The following is a 12934-nucleotide window of genomic DNA, read 5'->3' on the forward strand; positions in this document are numbered from 1 at the left end:
GCACAAATGTACACTTGTTCACTGAAATTTAAAAACAGGCCCGTTCAGGCCCCCAATCGGGTGGCTAAGACTGCCGCACTTTTAAGTTTTACGCCAGTCGCAGGAAGGTCATGGGTATAAGTTACTGGACCCAACGCAACATGATTTGTTCCAGATCATTTCGTTTGAACGGCTTTGCCAGGTAATCGTTCATTCCCGCGTGCAGGCAGGCTTCACGGTCACCCTGCAAGGCGTTGGCCGTCAACGCAATAATGGGCACCTGAGTACAGCCTGAAAGCTGGCGAATCTGGCGTGTTGCTTCATAACCGTCGATGATCGGCAGCCGGCAATCCATCAAAATGGCTGTGAAACATTCGGTATTGGCCCGGTGAATGGCTTGGGCGCCGTCACTGACCACGCTTACCTCATACCCAAGGCTGCTGAGCATGGCCTCAATCACCGTTTGGTTGACCGGGTTGTCCTCCACCAGCAGCACTTTGCGACCTTTGATGCATAAGGGAGGCGCTTGAAGTGCGGCGCGTGTGTTGCTGACTGTGGGCTTGTGCAGTTCCAGCGGGATTTCTAGGGTGAACACCGAACCTTGCGCTTCTTCACTCTGAGCCAATAAGCGCCCACCCATGCGTTCAGCCAATGAGCGAGCAATGGGCAGGCCCAGGCCCGTGCCGCCGTAACGTCGTGAAATAGAGCTGTCAGCTTGCTTAAAGGCATTGAACATCGAGTCCAGCTTCTCAGTGCTGATGCCAATGCCACTGTCGCGAACGGTGCAGGTAAACCAGATCAGCTCGTGGTCCAGCGGTTGCCATGCAGGTTCGATGCTGACTTGCCCGCGTTCGGTAAATTTCAATGCATTGCCGATCAGATTCACCAGAATCTGCCGAATACGGGTGGGGTCGCCCAGTACGTGCAAATTGTGCAGGCCGTCTGGCTCCACCATGCGCAAGTGCAAGCCACGTTGCCCGGCATTGTGCTGGAAGGCCTGCGCGCAGTTGTTCACCAATTCGCCAAGGTTGAACGCAATATGTTCCAGTTCCAGAGTTGAACGTTCGATCCTCGAAAAGTCGAGAATGTCATTGATGACCTTGAGCAAATGCTCGGTGGATTGCGACGCAAGGGCGGCATATTCAGCCTGCTCTTCGGTCATTTGCGTGGTTTCCATCAGTTGCAGCATCCCCAGCACGCCATTCATCGGGGTACGCAGCTCATGGCTCATCATCGCCAGAAAATCGGTTTTGGCGCTGTTGGCGCGCTCGGCCTCTTCGCGTGTCTCAATCAATTGGGCGATCGCTGTTTGCTGTTCACGGCTCGCTTGCGCCAAACCTTCGGCGAGGTTGTTGATATGGCGCGCCAAGCTGCCGAGTTCACCCTCGTCCACCACCGGTAGCGGAGTGTTGTAGTGCCCTTGTTGAATGGCCTTGACCGCATCGCTCATGTCACTGATCGGTTTGGACAGATTGGACGCCAGGCGTCTGGCCAGCAAGTAGGTGAAGCCCAGCGCAAACAGCGCAAGAATCACGGCCTTGAGCAAGATGTCTTGCTGGCGCTGATTGAAGGCGTCACTGGACATTCCCACCAGTACCCGGCCCATATAGTCCTCGGCAGGGGCATTGGATTGACTCGAGCTGCGCCTGACCCTGACGGGGGCCTGAAACACCTCGATCTCAGCGCGATGGTGGGGGTCGAGCTGCGGTTGCTCGGCATGGACCAGCACATTGTTGGCGCTGTCCTGTACTTGCACAAATTGCACATGGGGGGTGTTGAGCGACGCCGCCATCAGGGTTTCGAGCACCTGGGTGTTGCCAGAAATAACCCCGTACTCAGACGCAGGGGCCAGTTGGCTGGCAATCAATTGGCCGGTGTGGTTCAGCTCCAGGCGTAAATCCTGAAGGCGTACGAAGGTAAAAAAGCTGATAAGCAGCAAGGTCAGCAACAAAGCCGGACCCAAACTCATCATTTGGGTGCGGGCGTGAATATCCCATCGACCACGGTCAGTCATGCGTGAGGTGTTCCATGAGCCAGTGCCGGCTTGCTGAAGTCATCCGTGACCTACGGTGGGTCATGCAGGTGCGCAGCCAGGCTGCCTCGTCAGGGGTGAATGGATGGGCGGCATGTTAACTGAGCTGAAGCCGTTTTCCAGCCAAAGCCATGCATTTTGCGCGGGCTCAGTTGCCGCAGGTCGCTGCACGGGGGGCTGGTCGCCAAGAGTGTGCTCCGTATAATGCCGCCATTGCCACTGCTAGATGGATGACGGGATTGCATATGACAGAACAGCGCGCTATTGCGGTCTTGGGAGGCGGGAGCTTTGGCACTGCGGTGGCCAACCTGTTGGCCGAAAATGGCCATCACGTACGTCAGTGGATGCGCGATCCGCAGCAGGCAGAGGCCATTCGCCTTAACCGTGAAAACCCTCGCTACCTTAAAGGCATCAAAATTCATCCGGGTGTAGAGCCGGTCACCGACCTGCAAGCCACGCTTGATAACTGTGATTTGTGTTTCGTCGCATTGCCGTCCAGTGCCTTGCGCGCGGTGTTGGCGGTCCATGCCGAGCGCTTGAGCGGCAAAATGCTGGTCAGCCTGACCAAAGGCATCGAAGCCCACAGCTTCAAGCTGATGAGTGAAATCCTTGAAGACATCGCCCCTCAGGCGCGGATTGGCGTTTTGTCCGGTCCCAACCTGGCGCGGGAAGTGGCTGAGCACGCGCTGACCGCCACGGTGATCGCCAGTGCCGACGAAGCACTTTGCTTGCGGGTTCAAGAGGTGCTGCACGGTCGTACGTTTCGCGTGTACGCCAGCGCGGACCGTTTTGGCGTAGAGCTGGGCGGGGCGCTTAAAAACGTCTATGCGATTATTGCCGGCATGGCCGTGGCGCTGGGCATGGGTGAAAACACCAAAAGCATGCTGATTACCCGAGCACTGGCAGAGATGACTCGATTTGCTGTCAGTCAGGGCGCCAACCCGATGACTTTTCTGGGGCTGGCCGGTGTCGGCGACCTGATCGTCACCTGTTCCTCCCCTAAAAGCCGCAACTATCAAGTCGGTTTTGCGTTGGGTGAAGGGCTTAGCCTGGAAGAGGCGGTCTCACGTTTGGGCGAGGTGGCAGAAGGTGTCAACACGCTCAAAGTGCTCAAGGTCAAAGCGCAGGAGCTCAACGTCTACATGCCGTTGGTGGCGGGCCTGCACGCTATCCTTTTTGAGGGCCGCACCCTGAACCAGGTGATTGAATTGCTGATGCGTGCCGAACCCAAAACCGACGTCGACTTTATTTCCACCAGTGGTTTTAACTGAACACAACAGGAGCCGCCCCATGCGTGACACCTCAAACGCACCCCAGTACGAGTCCATCATTTTGCGCGTGCTGTGGATGCTGACTTTTTTAATGATCTGGCAAGTTGCGCAACTCGTGCTCGGCGGGTTGGTGCTGGTGCAATTGATCTACCGCCTGATCTATGGCGCCCCTAATGGTGGCTTGATGAATTTTGGCGACAGCTTGAGCGTGTATCTGGCGCAAATCGGTCGTTTTGGCAGTTTTCACACGGACCAAAAACCCTGGCCATTTGCTGATTGGCCAGCGCCACGCACCCCGGAAGGTGAAGCGCCTTATGCAGAACCCGTGCGCGAAACCAAGCAGCCATGAAACTGTGGATTTTGCGCCACGGCGAAGCCGAGCCCCACGCCTGCTCTGATGCGCAGCGAAATTTAACTGAGCACGGCCGTGAGCAAGTGCGCCAGGCAGCGGCCCATTTGATCGGCCAGTCCATCGACACGATATTGGTCAGTCCTTACGTCAGGGCGCAGCAAACAGCCGAAATCGTGCGCAAGGTTTTGGGGTTCACTCCAGCACTCAAGACTGTGGCCTGGTTGACGCCCGAGAGCGATCCTGCTCACGCCCTCAATCAACTCCCTGACAACGGTAATGTGCTACTGGTCAGCCATCAGCCTTTTGTGGGCGAGTTGATCAGCCTGCTGCAATACGGCCATGACCGCCGTCCTCAGCCCATGCAGACCGCCAGTCTGGCGCAGCTTGAGGGCGACGGGGCGCTGGCTGGCTGCATGCACCTGCGCACGGTCCGGCATCCGTAACCTGCCGGGCGGTGTGACGGTTTAACAGCAAGTTTCAACGCGTGCTCTACATTCATTGCGTGTGGCCGAAGGAGTCGGCCCGGTCAGGACTCATCAAGGAGTCCGGATATCCGCCATGAGCCAAGGAGGCCGCCATGTCCAGCGCAACATGCTTACCCCTGCAAGCCTTTTACGAACGTGAAAGGCGTCATCCACAAAAAACCTACATGATTCAACCGTCGAGCGATGGGCGCGTGCACGCCTTCAACTGGTATGAAGTGGGGCAGCAAGCCCGGCGGGTCGCACAGTGGTTACGCAATCAGAACCTTGCCCCCGGCAGTCATATCGCCCTGATTTCGAAAAATGACGCCCATTGGCTGATCACCGATCTGGCGATCTGGATGGCCGGGCATGTGACGGTGCCGCTGTATCCCAACCTTACAGCTGCCTCGGTGGCCCACGTACTGGAGCATTCTGAAAGCGTGCTGGTGTTTGTCGGCAAACTGGATGACTGGTCGCACATGGTTGAGGGCATCACGCCTGAGCGGGTGACGGTCAGCTTGCCGCAGGCGCCACTCGACAGTTTTGACTTCAATTGGGACGACCTCCAGGCCTGTCCCCCCATCACCGACTCGCCCACGCCTGCGGCCGAGCAACTGGCGACTGTGATTTACACCTCAGGGACCACTGGCGAGCCCAAAGGTGTCATGCACAACTTCGGCGCGCTGGGTTACGCCGCCAGTCATGCCACGCACATGTTGGGGCTGCATGACCATGACCGGGTGATCTCTTACTTGCCCTTGTGCCATGTGGCTGAGCGGCTGTTCGTTGAGCTTGCATCGTTCTATGCAGGGCACTGCATTTATTTCTCTCAATCGTTGGAGACTTTTGCCCTCGATATGCAGCGCGCCCGCCCGACTGTGTTTTTAGGCGTGCCGCGGATCTGGAGCAAATTTCAACAGGCGGTCTACAGCCGCATGGGCGAGCGTCGGCTGAGCCTGTTGTTGAGCGTGCCAATGGTGCGTCAGCGGGTGGCACGCCACATCCTGCACGCTTTGGGGCTGGACGCGGTGCGTATGGGTTATATCGGTGCGTCGACCGTACCCCAGGCGTTGATGCTGTGGTATCGGCGCCTGGGCCTTGAAGTGGTCGAAATTTATGGCATGACCGAAAACTGCGGCTATTCCCATGTGTGCCGCGTGGGCCAGCATAAGCCGGGCTGGATAGGCCGACATTGCGAGGGCGTGGAGGTGCGGATCGATCCTGAAGGTGAAGTGCAAATGCGCAGTCCGGCGCTCATGATGGGCTACTTCAAAAACCCGCAATTGACCCGCGAAGCGTTTACCCGTGATGGCTATTTGCGCACCGGCGACAAAGGTGAGCAAGACACCTTGGGGCATTTGCGGCTGCGGGGGCGAATCAAAGAGATCTTCAAAACCAGTAAAGGCAAATACGTCGCGCCAGGGCCGATTGAAGGCAAGCTTGCCGCGCACGCAAAAATTGAACAGGTGTGCGTGGTAGGCGATGGTCTGGCGGGGCCGTTGGGGCTTTGCGTGTTGTCCGAGCGGGGCCGGGAGGAGGCTGCAACAGTGGCGCGCGCCAGCCTGCAAGGCAGCCTGGAAACGTTGTTGCATGCGGTCAATGCGGGCCTGGACAAACACGAACAGTTGCGCAGCCTGGTGGTAGTGAAAGATAGTTGGGGCACGGACAACGGTTTTTTAACCCCCACCTTGAAGATCAAACGCACAGTGATTGAAGACACCTACAGCGAATGGTTTGAACGGTGGGGCGCAGACAGTCGAGCCGTCCAGTGGCAAGACGGTAACTAATTCACTCTCCAAGGACTGACCCATGAGCTTGTGGACCACCACGCCCGACCTGGCGTACCTCAATTCACAGCGCAAAAATACCATTTGCGATGTGCTGGACATCACCTTTGATGCCTTCGATGACACCTCCATCACGGCAAGCATGGTGGTCGATCACCGCACGCATCAGCCCTTTGGCTTATTGCATGGTGGCGCCTCTGTCGTGTTGGCCGAGACCTTGGGGTCGATGGCCAGCTATCTGTGCATTGATCAGCAAAAGTTCTACTGCGTCGGCCTTGAGGTCAACGCCAATCACTTGCGTGGGGTACGCAGCGGGCGAGTGAGTGCTGTTGCGCGTGCGGTGCATATCGGGCGTACAACCCATGTGTGGGACATCCGCCTGACGGATGAAAACGGCAAACTCAACTGCATTTCCCGACTGACCATTGCCGTGGTCGCGCTGGGTGATACCCCGCCTGTGCGCTGACCAAAGGGGCAAGCAATGGCCGTACTGGCGTCCTGGATGGCGTATACGGTCATTGATGTTGGGAAAAATCCTACTGACAATAAGGCCACCCTTTTCAACTGGATGCCTTGTATGTCCCGGCAGATTTTTTTCGCCCATGCCAACGGCTTCCCTTCGGCCACCTACGGCAAATTATTTGCCTCGCTGTCGCCTGACTTTCGCGTCGCCCATTTGTCGCAGCATGGGCACGACCCGCGCTTTCCGGTGGACAACAACTGGCGCAACCTGGTCGACGAACTGATTTACCACCTGCAACAACAAGACGAACCCGTATTGGGCGTCGGCCATTCATTGGGCGGAATGTTGCACTTGCATGCGGCCATACGCTGCCCGCATCTCTACCGTGGGGTCGTGATGCTCGACTCACCTGTGTTGACGCGCACCGATCAATGGGTGATTCGCGCGGCCAAGCGTTTTGGCCTGATTGATCGCCTGACGCCGGCCGGGCGCACACTGGGACGGCGCGAAGAGTTTGCAGACCGTGACGCCGCCCGGGCTTATTTTGCGGGTAAGTCGTTGTTTCGCAGCTTTGACCCGGACTGCTTTGAGGCGTATCTGGAGCATGGGTTGTGCGCGATGGATGATCGTCTGCGGTTAAGCTTCGACCCGGCCACCGAAATTGACATCTACCGGGGCGTGCCGCATACCAGTCCGGGGTTGATCAAGCAGTTGCAAGTACCGCTGACCATAGTGCGTGGGCGCGACAGTCGGGTGGTGATGCGCCATCATGCCAACGCCGTCGCACGCCTGCCCCTGGGGGAGGCGTTAAGCGTGCCGGGTGGCCACATGTTCCCGCTGGAACAGCCCCAAGACACCGCCAGCCTGCTGAAAGACATTTTTACCCGCTGGGAACTTCGTCATCCCGGTCTCTGAAGAGCACTCTGCATGAATCCAGTGGTTGAAGAAATTCGTCTGAGCCTGCCCCACATCGAGCTTGCCGCGCACGTGTTTGGCCCTGAAGACGGCCTGCCCGTGATCGCGTTGCATGGCTGGCTGGACAACGCCAACAGCTTTGCGCGGCTGGCACCCAGGCTCAAGGGCCTGCGCATCGTTGCACTTGATCTGGCAGGACATGGTCACTCTGCGCACAGGCCGCAGGGCGTGGGTTACTCGCTGTGGGACTACGCTTTTGATGTGCTCAGCGTGGCTGAACAACTGGGCTGGGAGCGTTTTGCGCTGTTAGGGCACTCGCTGGGGGCGATTGTTTCAGTGATCGTGGCCGGGTCATGCCCGCAGCGGATCACCCGAATGGCGCTCATTGATGGCGTCATGCCGCACATGGGGTCTGAACATGGCACGGCCGAGCGCATGGGGCAGGCGCTTGAGGCCCAATTGGCACTCACGCACAAACGCAAAACGGTGCACAAAACCCTGGAGGGAGGCGTCGAGGCGCGCATGAAAGGCATGGTCGCGGTCAGCCGTGAGGCTGCGCAATTGTTGGCCCAGCGCGGCTTGATGCCGGTGCCGGGGGGTTACAGCTGGCGCAGTGACAGCCGCTTGACGTTGCCGTCCCCGCTGCGTCTTACCGATGAACAGGCCATGTCATTCGTACAGCGTGTCAGTTGTCCCACCACGTTAGTGGTCGCTGAGGACGGGATGTTGACCGCCCATCCGACGTTGCTGGATAGGCTACCCTTTACGCTGGAACGGTTACCCGGCGGCCATCATTTACACGTCAATGACGACGCGGGGGCAATCCTTGTTGCAGACTGTTTCAATCGGTTCTTCGCCGCTCCTTGACTTGCGGCGGCCAACTGCCGAGGCTTGGCGGGTTGAAATGGGAGACAACCATGATAGATCTCTACACCGCTGCGACCTCGGAAGGCCACCCGGTCTCTATCGTGAGCAGGCTCAAACACACCTCACCTGCGGGTGACGCGTGCCGATGAAGCCGACCAATCGTTTTATCTGTGCGCTGGGCCTGAGCTGCCTCAGCCCTCTGCTGTGGGCGGCTGACGTGCCCGGCAGTCATGACTTGCGAGACGTGCCACGGCTGGCGGACGCGCAAATTGTCGATTACACCGTCAAGCCCGATGTCGAGCGCATCTACCCGATGGGCGCCATTCGAAAAATCAGCGGTCGGCTGCGTTTTGAAGGGCAGGTCAATGCCCGTGGCCAAACCACGGCGATCACCTACGAATTACCCGCTGAGCACTCGGCCACCGAAGCCTTTACGGCTGCGCGTGAAGCCCTGCAAGCCCAAGACGCGCAGTTGTTGTTCTGGTGCCAGGCCCGTGATTGTGGCGAAAGCAGCCTGTGGGCAAATGAGATTTTTGGTAACTCCAAGCTGGTGGGCGCCGACGGTGAGCAGTCCTTCCTGTTGATCCGCCTGGCGGCGCCCGAGCAAAATCAGTTGGTCGCGTTGTATGGCATCACGCGTGGCAACCGCAAAGCCTACCTGCATGTCGAGCAGCTTCAGGCCAATGGCGATCTGGGCCAATTACTGCCCACCTCAGCCACCTTGCAGCGCCAGTTAAAAAGCACGGGCGAGCTGGATTTCCCTGCGCTCACGGCAGAACCTGATGCACAGTGGCTCAGCTTGATCAGTCGCGCATTGAACCTGGATGCAACCTCCAGGGTCAGCCTGAGCGGTGTTCACGCCGCCGCATGGCGCGACGGTCTGATCAAGAGCGGTGTAAGGGCTGCGCGCATTGAGCTGGGCGAGAACCCGGTCCAAGGGCTGCGGGTCGAACTGCTCCGTTAAACGCTTGTCTGCGACGGCTACACTCTGCGTAGCCGTCGTCTTTTTTTGCCTATGAATTTTCTGTGGAACACACATGCTCAATAACGATCGCCTGCTGGTGCAGATCCTGCTGCTGGTGTTGTTCGGTGCCAGTCTGTGGGTGATGGCGCCTTTTTGGTCGGCGCTGTTCTGGGGGGCGGTGCTGGCGTTTGCCAGTTGGCCTTTAATGCGCTTGCTGACGCGCTGGCTCAATGGCCGTGAGTCGCTGGCAGCGGGCATTCTGACTTTGGGCTGGATGCTGCTGGTGGCAGGCCCGCTGGTGTGGCTGGGCTTCAACCTGGCGGATCACGTGCGCGACGCCACGACCTTCGTCAAGGATGTTCAGCTTGAAGGTTTGCCGCAGGCGCCTGGTTGGCTGGCGGGTATTCCGTTAATCGGTGAGCGCCTGGTGGGTATTTGGGACACCATCGATGAGCAGGGCGCGGCGCTGATCGTGGCCGTCAAGCCGTACTTGGGGCAGGTCGGCAACTGGCTATTGGCCCGCAGTGCACAGATCGGCGGCGGCATTCTGGAGCTGACACTGAGTATCGTGTTTGTGTTCTTTTTCTACCGTGATGGCCCGCGTTTGGCGATGTTCGTGCATCGCTTGCTTGAACGCTTGATCGGCGAGCGCGCCTCCTACTATCAGGATCTGGTGGCCGGCACCATTCAGCGAGTGGTCAACGGTGTGATCGGCACGGCAGCGGCGCAGGCGGTGCTGGCGCTGATCGGCTTCTTGATTGCCGGTGTACCGGGCGCACTGGTGCTGGGGGTGGCGACTTTTCTGCTAAGTCTTATCCCGATGGGACCGCCGTTGATCTGGATTCCGGCCACGGCATGGCTGGCCTGGAAGGGTGATTACGGGCTGGCGATTTTTCTCGGAATTTGGGGCACGCTGATCATCAGTGGCGTGGACAACGTGCTCAAACCTTATTTGATCAGCCGGGGCGGCAACTTGCCCTTGGTGATTGTGTTGCTCGGCGTGTTTGGTGGCTTGATTGCCTTTGGCTTTATCGGTCTTTTCATCGGTCCGACGTTGCTGGCGCTGGCTTACAGCCTGCTGGTGGACTGGAGCGCGAGCCAGCAGAACAAAGACAAAGTCTGAGGCCAAACGCTGTAGTTGCTGTTGAGGCAGGAAGGGGGATGGGTTGCAAAGCGGCCGTAAACCCGGTGATTGCGGTGTGACGAAAGCACCGGGTTGAATGGTTTATGATGGTTTCACCGCGGATCGCAGCCTCACATCACTGCTCAATGACTGCACATAGCGCCGCTAATCGCAGGTGCAGCCAGGTACGTATCAGGTGTTTTTCACAACCCTGGCTTCAACTTCATCTTTCATTCGCAGTAATTCGTCACCCGCCTGCTCGATGTCCGAACGCACGCTGTGCAATTGCTGGCGGCTCTTTTCCAGCAGGCGTTTGGTCGAGCTGTGGCCCGTAATGCCGCGCTTGAGCGCCATCGCACCAATGCCCACCTGGATCAAGCCGATAAAGCCGCCACGGCGAATGCCTTTGCCCAGCATCACCACGCCGCCTGCCAGCGAGCCAACGCGCTCCCAGCCCTCTACGTTTTGATAAGGCACGTCTTCGTACGAAGTGGATTCAATGCGCTCTACAGGTTGTCTGTTGCTCATGCTCTGTCTCCAAGGGATAGGTGGATACAGAGCTGACTGCCGGGGAGGGCGGGTTGTTCCATTCAATGGTGGGCGAGGGTTAGAACTGGGGGCCGGAACGGGTGTTGTTGCCCTTGGCCAAACGGTCGTAAAGCACCACGTTGACGGTGGCCGCAAGGTTCATGCAACCGTTGGTCGGGATGTAAATCACATCCTCGCACCAGTCCAGAATCTCTTTGTCCAGTGAGCCGTCTTCGGGGCCAAAAATGTACAGCGCGCGATCCGGGTGCGTGTACTCAGGCAGGGAGCGTGCGCCCTCGACCAGCTCAACCGCGACCGGAATGCAGCCCAGCGGCAGGATTTTTTTCAGGTCATCAATGCCGATCAACGGAATGTCCTGATGCACCTTTTTGGTGTCCGTGATGAAGTCGCGGGCACGTTCGTACCGTTTGCCGGTGTAAAACACCGAGGCCACGTTGTAGCAACCAGCCGCACGCATCACCGAGCCGACGTTTTCCGGTGATTTGGGGTTATACAAACCAATGCAGCTGTACCGTTTGTTCGCCACGTGCCCGAGCCCTTCAGAAAAAAGACGCGAGTATACCCCCTGTTACTGCATAGCCGTAGCCGCTGGCGCAGGGTGCGTTCGCCCACACACCCCGCGGCCCGGATTTGGACGTCGCCTGCGCCAGTGGCTGCGGGGCAAGCCGTCTTACTCGTCTTTTTTCATCAAGCCGGCGAGTGCCGCGAACGGGTTATGAGTGGCCTTGGCGACTTTCGGGCTGCTGGTGGAGCTGTCCGAGAAGTATTGCTGGTCGGTGTAGCGCGAGTGTTCGTTGTCATGGCAGTACAGGCACAACAGCTCCCAGTTGGAACCGTCTTGCGGGTTGTTGTCATGGTTGTGGTCGCGGTGGTGAACAGTCAGTTCACTCAGGCGCTTGCCCGCAAACTCACGGGCGCAACGACCGCACACGTGCGGGTACATTTTCAGGGCTTTGTCGCGGTAGCCCATTTCACGGTCACGCTGGGCATCGGCCAGGATGCGATCCAGCTTCGCGGTATGGGAGGGAGGGTTGGCCGAACTCATGGGGTTACCTTTCAGGACGAATGACGGTCAGGTCGTTAAGTTTAGCTGTTGATCAGCCTTTGATTTTTTCAGCAATCCAGATTGTGTGCCGCGTGCCCTTGTTGCCGTGGGCAAATACCTGCACTTCTTCAGCCTTGAAACCGGCCTTGCGCAGCTTGTCGCTAAATTGTTTGTCGGCACTGGCCGACCACACCGCCAGCACGCCTTTAGGGCGCAAGGCTTTGGCGCAGGCGCTCAGGCCACCGGCTGAATACAACCAGCTGTTGGCTTTTTGGGTCAAGCCTTCGGGGCCGTTGTCGACATCCAGCATAATCGCGTCGAAGCCATTGGGCTCGGCCTGCAACACTTTGGCCACGTCTTCCATGCGGATGACGGTGCGCGGGTCTTGCAAAGGATTGCCGGACTTTTCTCCCAGCGGCCCGCGGTTCCATTCAACAACCCCCGGCACCAGCTCGGCCACCACCACTTCGGCAGTTTTGCCCAAGTGTTTGAGCGCCGAAGCCAAGGTGAAACCCATACCCAGTCCGCCAATCAGCACCCGTGACTGCGGACGACCGGCGACCTTGCGGCACGGGATTTCGGCCAGCGCATCTTCAGAGCCGTGCATGCGGGTGTTCATCAATTGCCCCCCGTCGCCGCCCTGGATCTTGATCACGAAGTCCTCGCCATACTCGAACAGGCACAAGGCGCCGCCGTTTTCGGGGATCGGAGTGGTGTCGAGCAAAACAAAACGTTTCATGGATATCTCATAGAAGGGGACAAAAACCGCAGGTTACGAGTAGCCTGAGGGCAGACAAGCCGGTCTGGCAACGGAGTGATTGATGAAACGCACTATTCTAACGGCCATTGTGTGGGCTGCGCTCCCGATAAGTGCGGCACAGGCAGCAGAGCTGACGCCTGTGCCGGTGGTGCCTGTGACTGCGGCGCCGGGTTCACCCGGCACGGCGACGCCCACCCCGTACCCGCAGATTACCCCCAAGGCCGTGCGCAAGCCGGTTGCCGGAGGTGGCAGTTTGATCCCGCTGCCACCCATCGACTTGCCCCAGCCGCCCAAAGACCAGCCACTGCCGGGGCTTGAGGTCAAAGACCCCAAGGCCAAACCCCCGGCAGAGTAAAGGGCTTG

At 58.6% G+C, this 12934-nt stretch carries 15 protein-coding genes; 10 read left to right on the top strand and 5 right to left on the bottom strand.

Going from position 1 to position 12934, the window contains the following annotated elements; genetic code table 11:
* Positions 1 to 121: 121 nt before the first annotated feature.
* The gene (locus GYN01_RS21630; RefSeq protein ID WP_203307763.1) at positions 122 to 1993 is read right to left on the bottom strand and encodes a response regulator; all 1872 of its coding nucleotides are present in this window, start codon (positions 1991 to 1993) and stop codon (positions 122 to 124) included.
* A 263-nt stretch (positions 1994 to 2256) separates the two neighbouring features.
* Between GYN01_RS21630 and GYN01_RS21635 the strand changes: the two genes are divergently transcribed.
* From GYN01_RS21635 to GYN01_RS21675, 9 genes are all read left to right on the top strand, one after another.
* The gene (locus GYN01_RS21635) at positions 2257 to 3282 is read left to right on the top strand and encodes an NAD(P)H-dependent glycerol-3-phosphate dehydrogenase (RefSeq protein WP_048402523.1); all 1026 of its coding nucleotides are present in this window, start codon (positions 2257 to 2259) and stop codon (positions 3280 to 3282) included.
* 19 nt (positions 3283 to 3301) lie between these two features.
* Positions 3302 to 3631 carry a DUF4389 domain-containing protein gene (locus tag GYN01_RS21640; RefSeq protein WP_048402524.1) on the top strand — a complete coding sequence of 110 codons (330 nt, stop codon included), beginning with the start codon at positions 3302 to 3304 and terminating at the stop codon, positions 3629 to 3631.
* Entirely contained in the window at positions 3628 to 4077 is a 450-nt protein-coding gene (sixA, locus tag GYN01_RS21645) for a phosphohistidine phosphatase SixA (protein ID WP_203307764.1), read from the top strand. Before GYN01_RS21640 ends, sixA begins: the two co-directional genes overlap by 4 nt.
* Positions 4078 to 4211: 134 nt before the next feature.
* Entirely contained in the window at positions 4212 to 5885 is a 1674-nt protein-coding gene (locus GYN01_RS21650; RefSeq protein WP_048402526.1) for an AMP-binding protein, read from the top strand.
* A 22-nt stretch (positions 5886 to 5907) separates the two neighbouring features.
* The gene (locus GYN01_RS21655; protein WP_048366373.1) at positions 5908 to 6351 is read left to right on the top strand and encodes a hotdog fold thioesterase; all 444 of its coding nucleotides are present in this window, start codon (positions 5908 to 5910) and stop codon (positions 6349 to 6351) included.
* A 111-nt stretch (positions 6352 to 6462) separates the two neighbouring features.
* The gene (locus tag GYN01_RS21660) at positions 6463 to 7263 is read left to right on the top strand and encodes an alpha/beta fold hydrolase (RefSeq protein ID WP_048402557.1); all 801 of its coding nucleotides are present in this window, start codon (positions 6463 to 6465) and stop codon (positions 7261 to 7263) included.
* A 12-nt stretch (positions 7264 to 7275) separates the two neighbouring features.
* The gene (locus GYN01_RS21665; RefSeq protein WP_048366372.1) at positions 7276 to 8130 is read left to right on the top strand and encodes an alpha/beta hydrolase; all 855 of its coding nucleotides are present in this window, start codon (positions 7276 to 7278) and stop codon (positions 8128 to 8130) included.
* Positions 8131 to 8275: 145 nt separating this feature from the next.
* Positions 8276 to 9094: a DUF4892 domain-containing protein gene (locus GYN01_RS21670; protein ID WP_048366371.1), complete on the top strand. Its 819-nt coding sequence runs from the start codon at positions 8276 to 8278 to the stop codon at positions 9092 to 9094.
* Between the two features lie 73 nt (positions 9095 to 9167).
* Positions 9168 to 10217, top strand: coding sequence for an AI-2E family transporter (locus tag GYN01_RS21675; RefSeq protein WP_048402528.1), 1050 nt, complete (start codon positions 9168 to 9170; stop codon positions 10215 to 10217).
* 192 nt (positions 10218 to 10409) lie between these two features.
* Here the strand turns inward: GYN01_RS21675 and GYN01_RS21680 are convergent, their stop codons facing one another.
* From GYN01_RS21680 to GYN01_RS21695, 4 genes are all read right to left on the bottom strand, one after another.
* Positions 10410 to 10745 (bottom strand): YgaP family membrane protein, encoded by a 336-nt coding sequence (locus GYN01_RS21680; RefSeq protein WP_048402529.1) that lies wholly within the window; start codon positions 10743 to 10745, stop codon positions 10410 to 10412.
* Between the two features lie 79 nt (positions 10746 to 10824).
* Positions 10825 to 11292: an RNA methyltransferase gene (locus GYN01_RS21685; RefSeq protein WP_048366368.1), complete on the bottom strand. Its 468-nt coding sequence runs from the start codon at positions 11290 to 11292 to the stop codon at positions 10825 to 10827.
* A gap of 144 nt (positions 11293 to 11436) precedes the next feature.
* Positions 11437 to 11811 carry a YajD family HNH nuclease gene (locus tag GYN01_RS21690; protein WP_048366367.1) on the bottom strand — a complete coding sequence of 125 codons (375 nt, stop codon included), beginning with the start codon at positions 11809 to 11811 and terminating at the stop codon, positions 11437 to 11439.
* A gap of 52 nt (positions 11812 to 11863) precedes the next feature.
* Entirely contained in the window at positions 11864 to 12550 is a 687-nt protein-coding gene (locus tag GYN01_RS21695; RefSeq protein ID WP_010656469.1) for a spermidine synthase, read from the bottom strand.
* 82 nt (positions 12551 to 12632) lie between these two features.
* Here GYN01_RS21695 and GYN01_RS21700 point away from each other — a divergent pair, with 82 nt between their 5' ends.
* Positions 12633 to 12926: a hypothetical protein gene (locus GYN01_RS21700; protein WP_048366366.1), complete on the top strand. Its 294-nt coding sequence runs from the start codon at positions 12633 to 12635 to the stop codon at positions 12924 to 12926.
* The last annotated feature ends 8 nt before the right edge of the window (positions 12927 to 12934 follow it).

The sequence above is a fragment of the Pseudomonas weihenstephanensis genome (assembly GCF_016812185.1).
Lineage (GTDB): Bacteria > Pseudomonadota > Gammaproteobacteria > Pseudomonadales > Pseudomonadaceae > Aquipseudomonas > Aquipseudomonas weihenstephanensis.

What these genes read in the sequence shown, in the direction of transcription:
- GYN01_RS21675 (WP_048402528.1), top strand. Translation starts at nt 9,168, where the DNA reads ATGCTCAATAACGATCGCCTGCTGGTGCAGATCCTGCTGCTGGTGTTG.
- GYN01_RS21650 (WP_048402526.1), top strand. Translation starts at nt 4,212, where the DNA reads ATGTCCAGCGCAACATGCTTACCCCTGCAAGCCTTTTACGAACGTGAA.
- GYN01_RS21670 (WP_048366371.1), top strand. Translation starts at nt 8,276, where the DNA reads ATGAAGCCGACCAATCGTTTTATCTGTGCGCTGGGCCTGAGCTGCCTC.
- GYN01_RS21640 (WP_048402524.1), top strand. Translation starts at nt 3,302, where the DNA reads ATGCGTGACACCTCAAACGCACCCCAGTACGAGTCCATCATTTTGCGC.
- GYN01_RS21630 (WP_203307763.1), bottom strand. Translation starts at nt 1,993, where the DNA reads ATGACTGACCGTGGTCGATGGGATATTCACGCCCGCACCCAAATGATG.
- GYN01_RS21665 (WP_048366372.1), top strand. Translation starts at nt 7,276, where the DNA reads ATGAATCCAGTGGTTGAAGAAATTCGTCTGAGCCTGCCCCACATCGAG.
- GYN01_RS21660 (WP_048402557.1), top strand. Translation starts at nt 6,463, where the DNA reads ATGTCCCGGCAGATTTTTTTCGCCCATGCCAACGGCTTCCCTTCGGCC.
- GYN01_RS21680 (WP_048402529.1), bottom strand. Translation starts at nt 10,745, where the DNA reads ATGAGCAACAGACAACCTGTAGAGCGCATTGAATCCACTTCGTACGAA.
- GYN01_RS21700 (WP_048366366.1), top strand. Translation starts at nt 12,633, where the DNA reads ATGAAACGCACTATTCTAACGGCCATTGTGTGGGCTGCGCTCCCGATA.
- GYN01_RS21635 (WP_048402523.1), top strand. Translation starts at nt 2,257, where the DNA reads ATGACAGAACAGCGCGCTATTGCGGTCTTGGGAGGCGGGAGCTTTGGC.
- GYN01_RS21690 (WP_048366367.1), bottom strand. Translation starts at nt 11,811, where the DNA reads ATGAGTTCGGCCAACCCTCCCTCCCATACCGCGAAGCTGGATCGCATC.
- GYN01_RS21655 (WP_048366373.1), top strand. Translation starts at nt 5,908, where the DNA reads ATGAGCTTGTGGACCACCACGCCCGACCTGGCGTACCTCAATTCACAG.
- sixA (WP_203307764.1), top strand. Translation starts at nt 3,628, where the DNA reads ATGAAACTGTGGATTTTGCGCCACGGCGAAGCCGAGCCCCACGCCTGC.
- GYN01_RS21695 (WP_010656469.1), bottom strand. Translation starts at nt 12,550, where the DNA reads ATGAAACGTTTTGTTTTGCTCGACACCACTCCGATCCCCGAAAACGGC.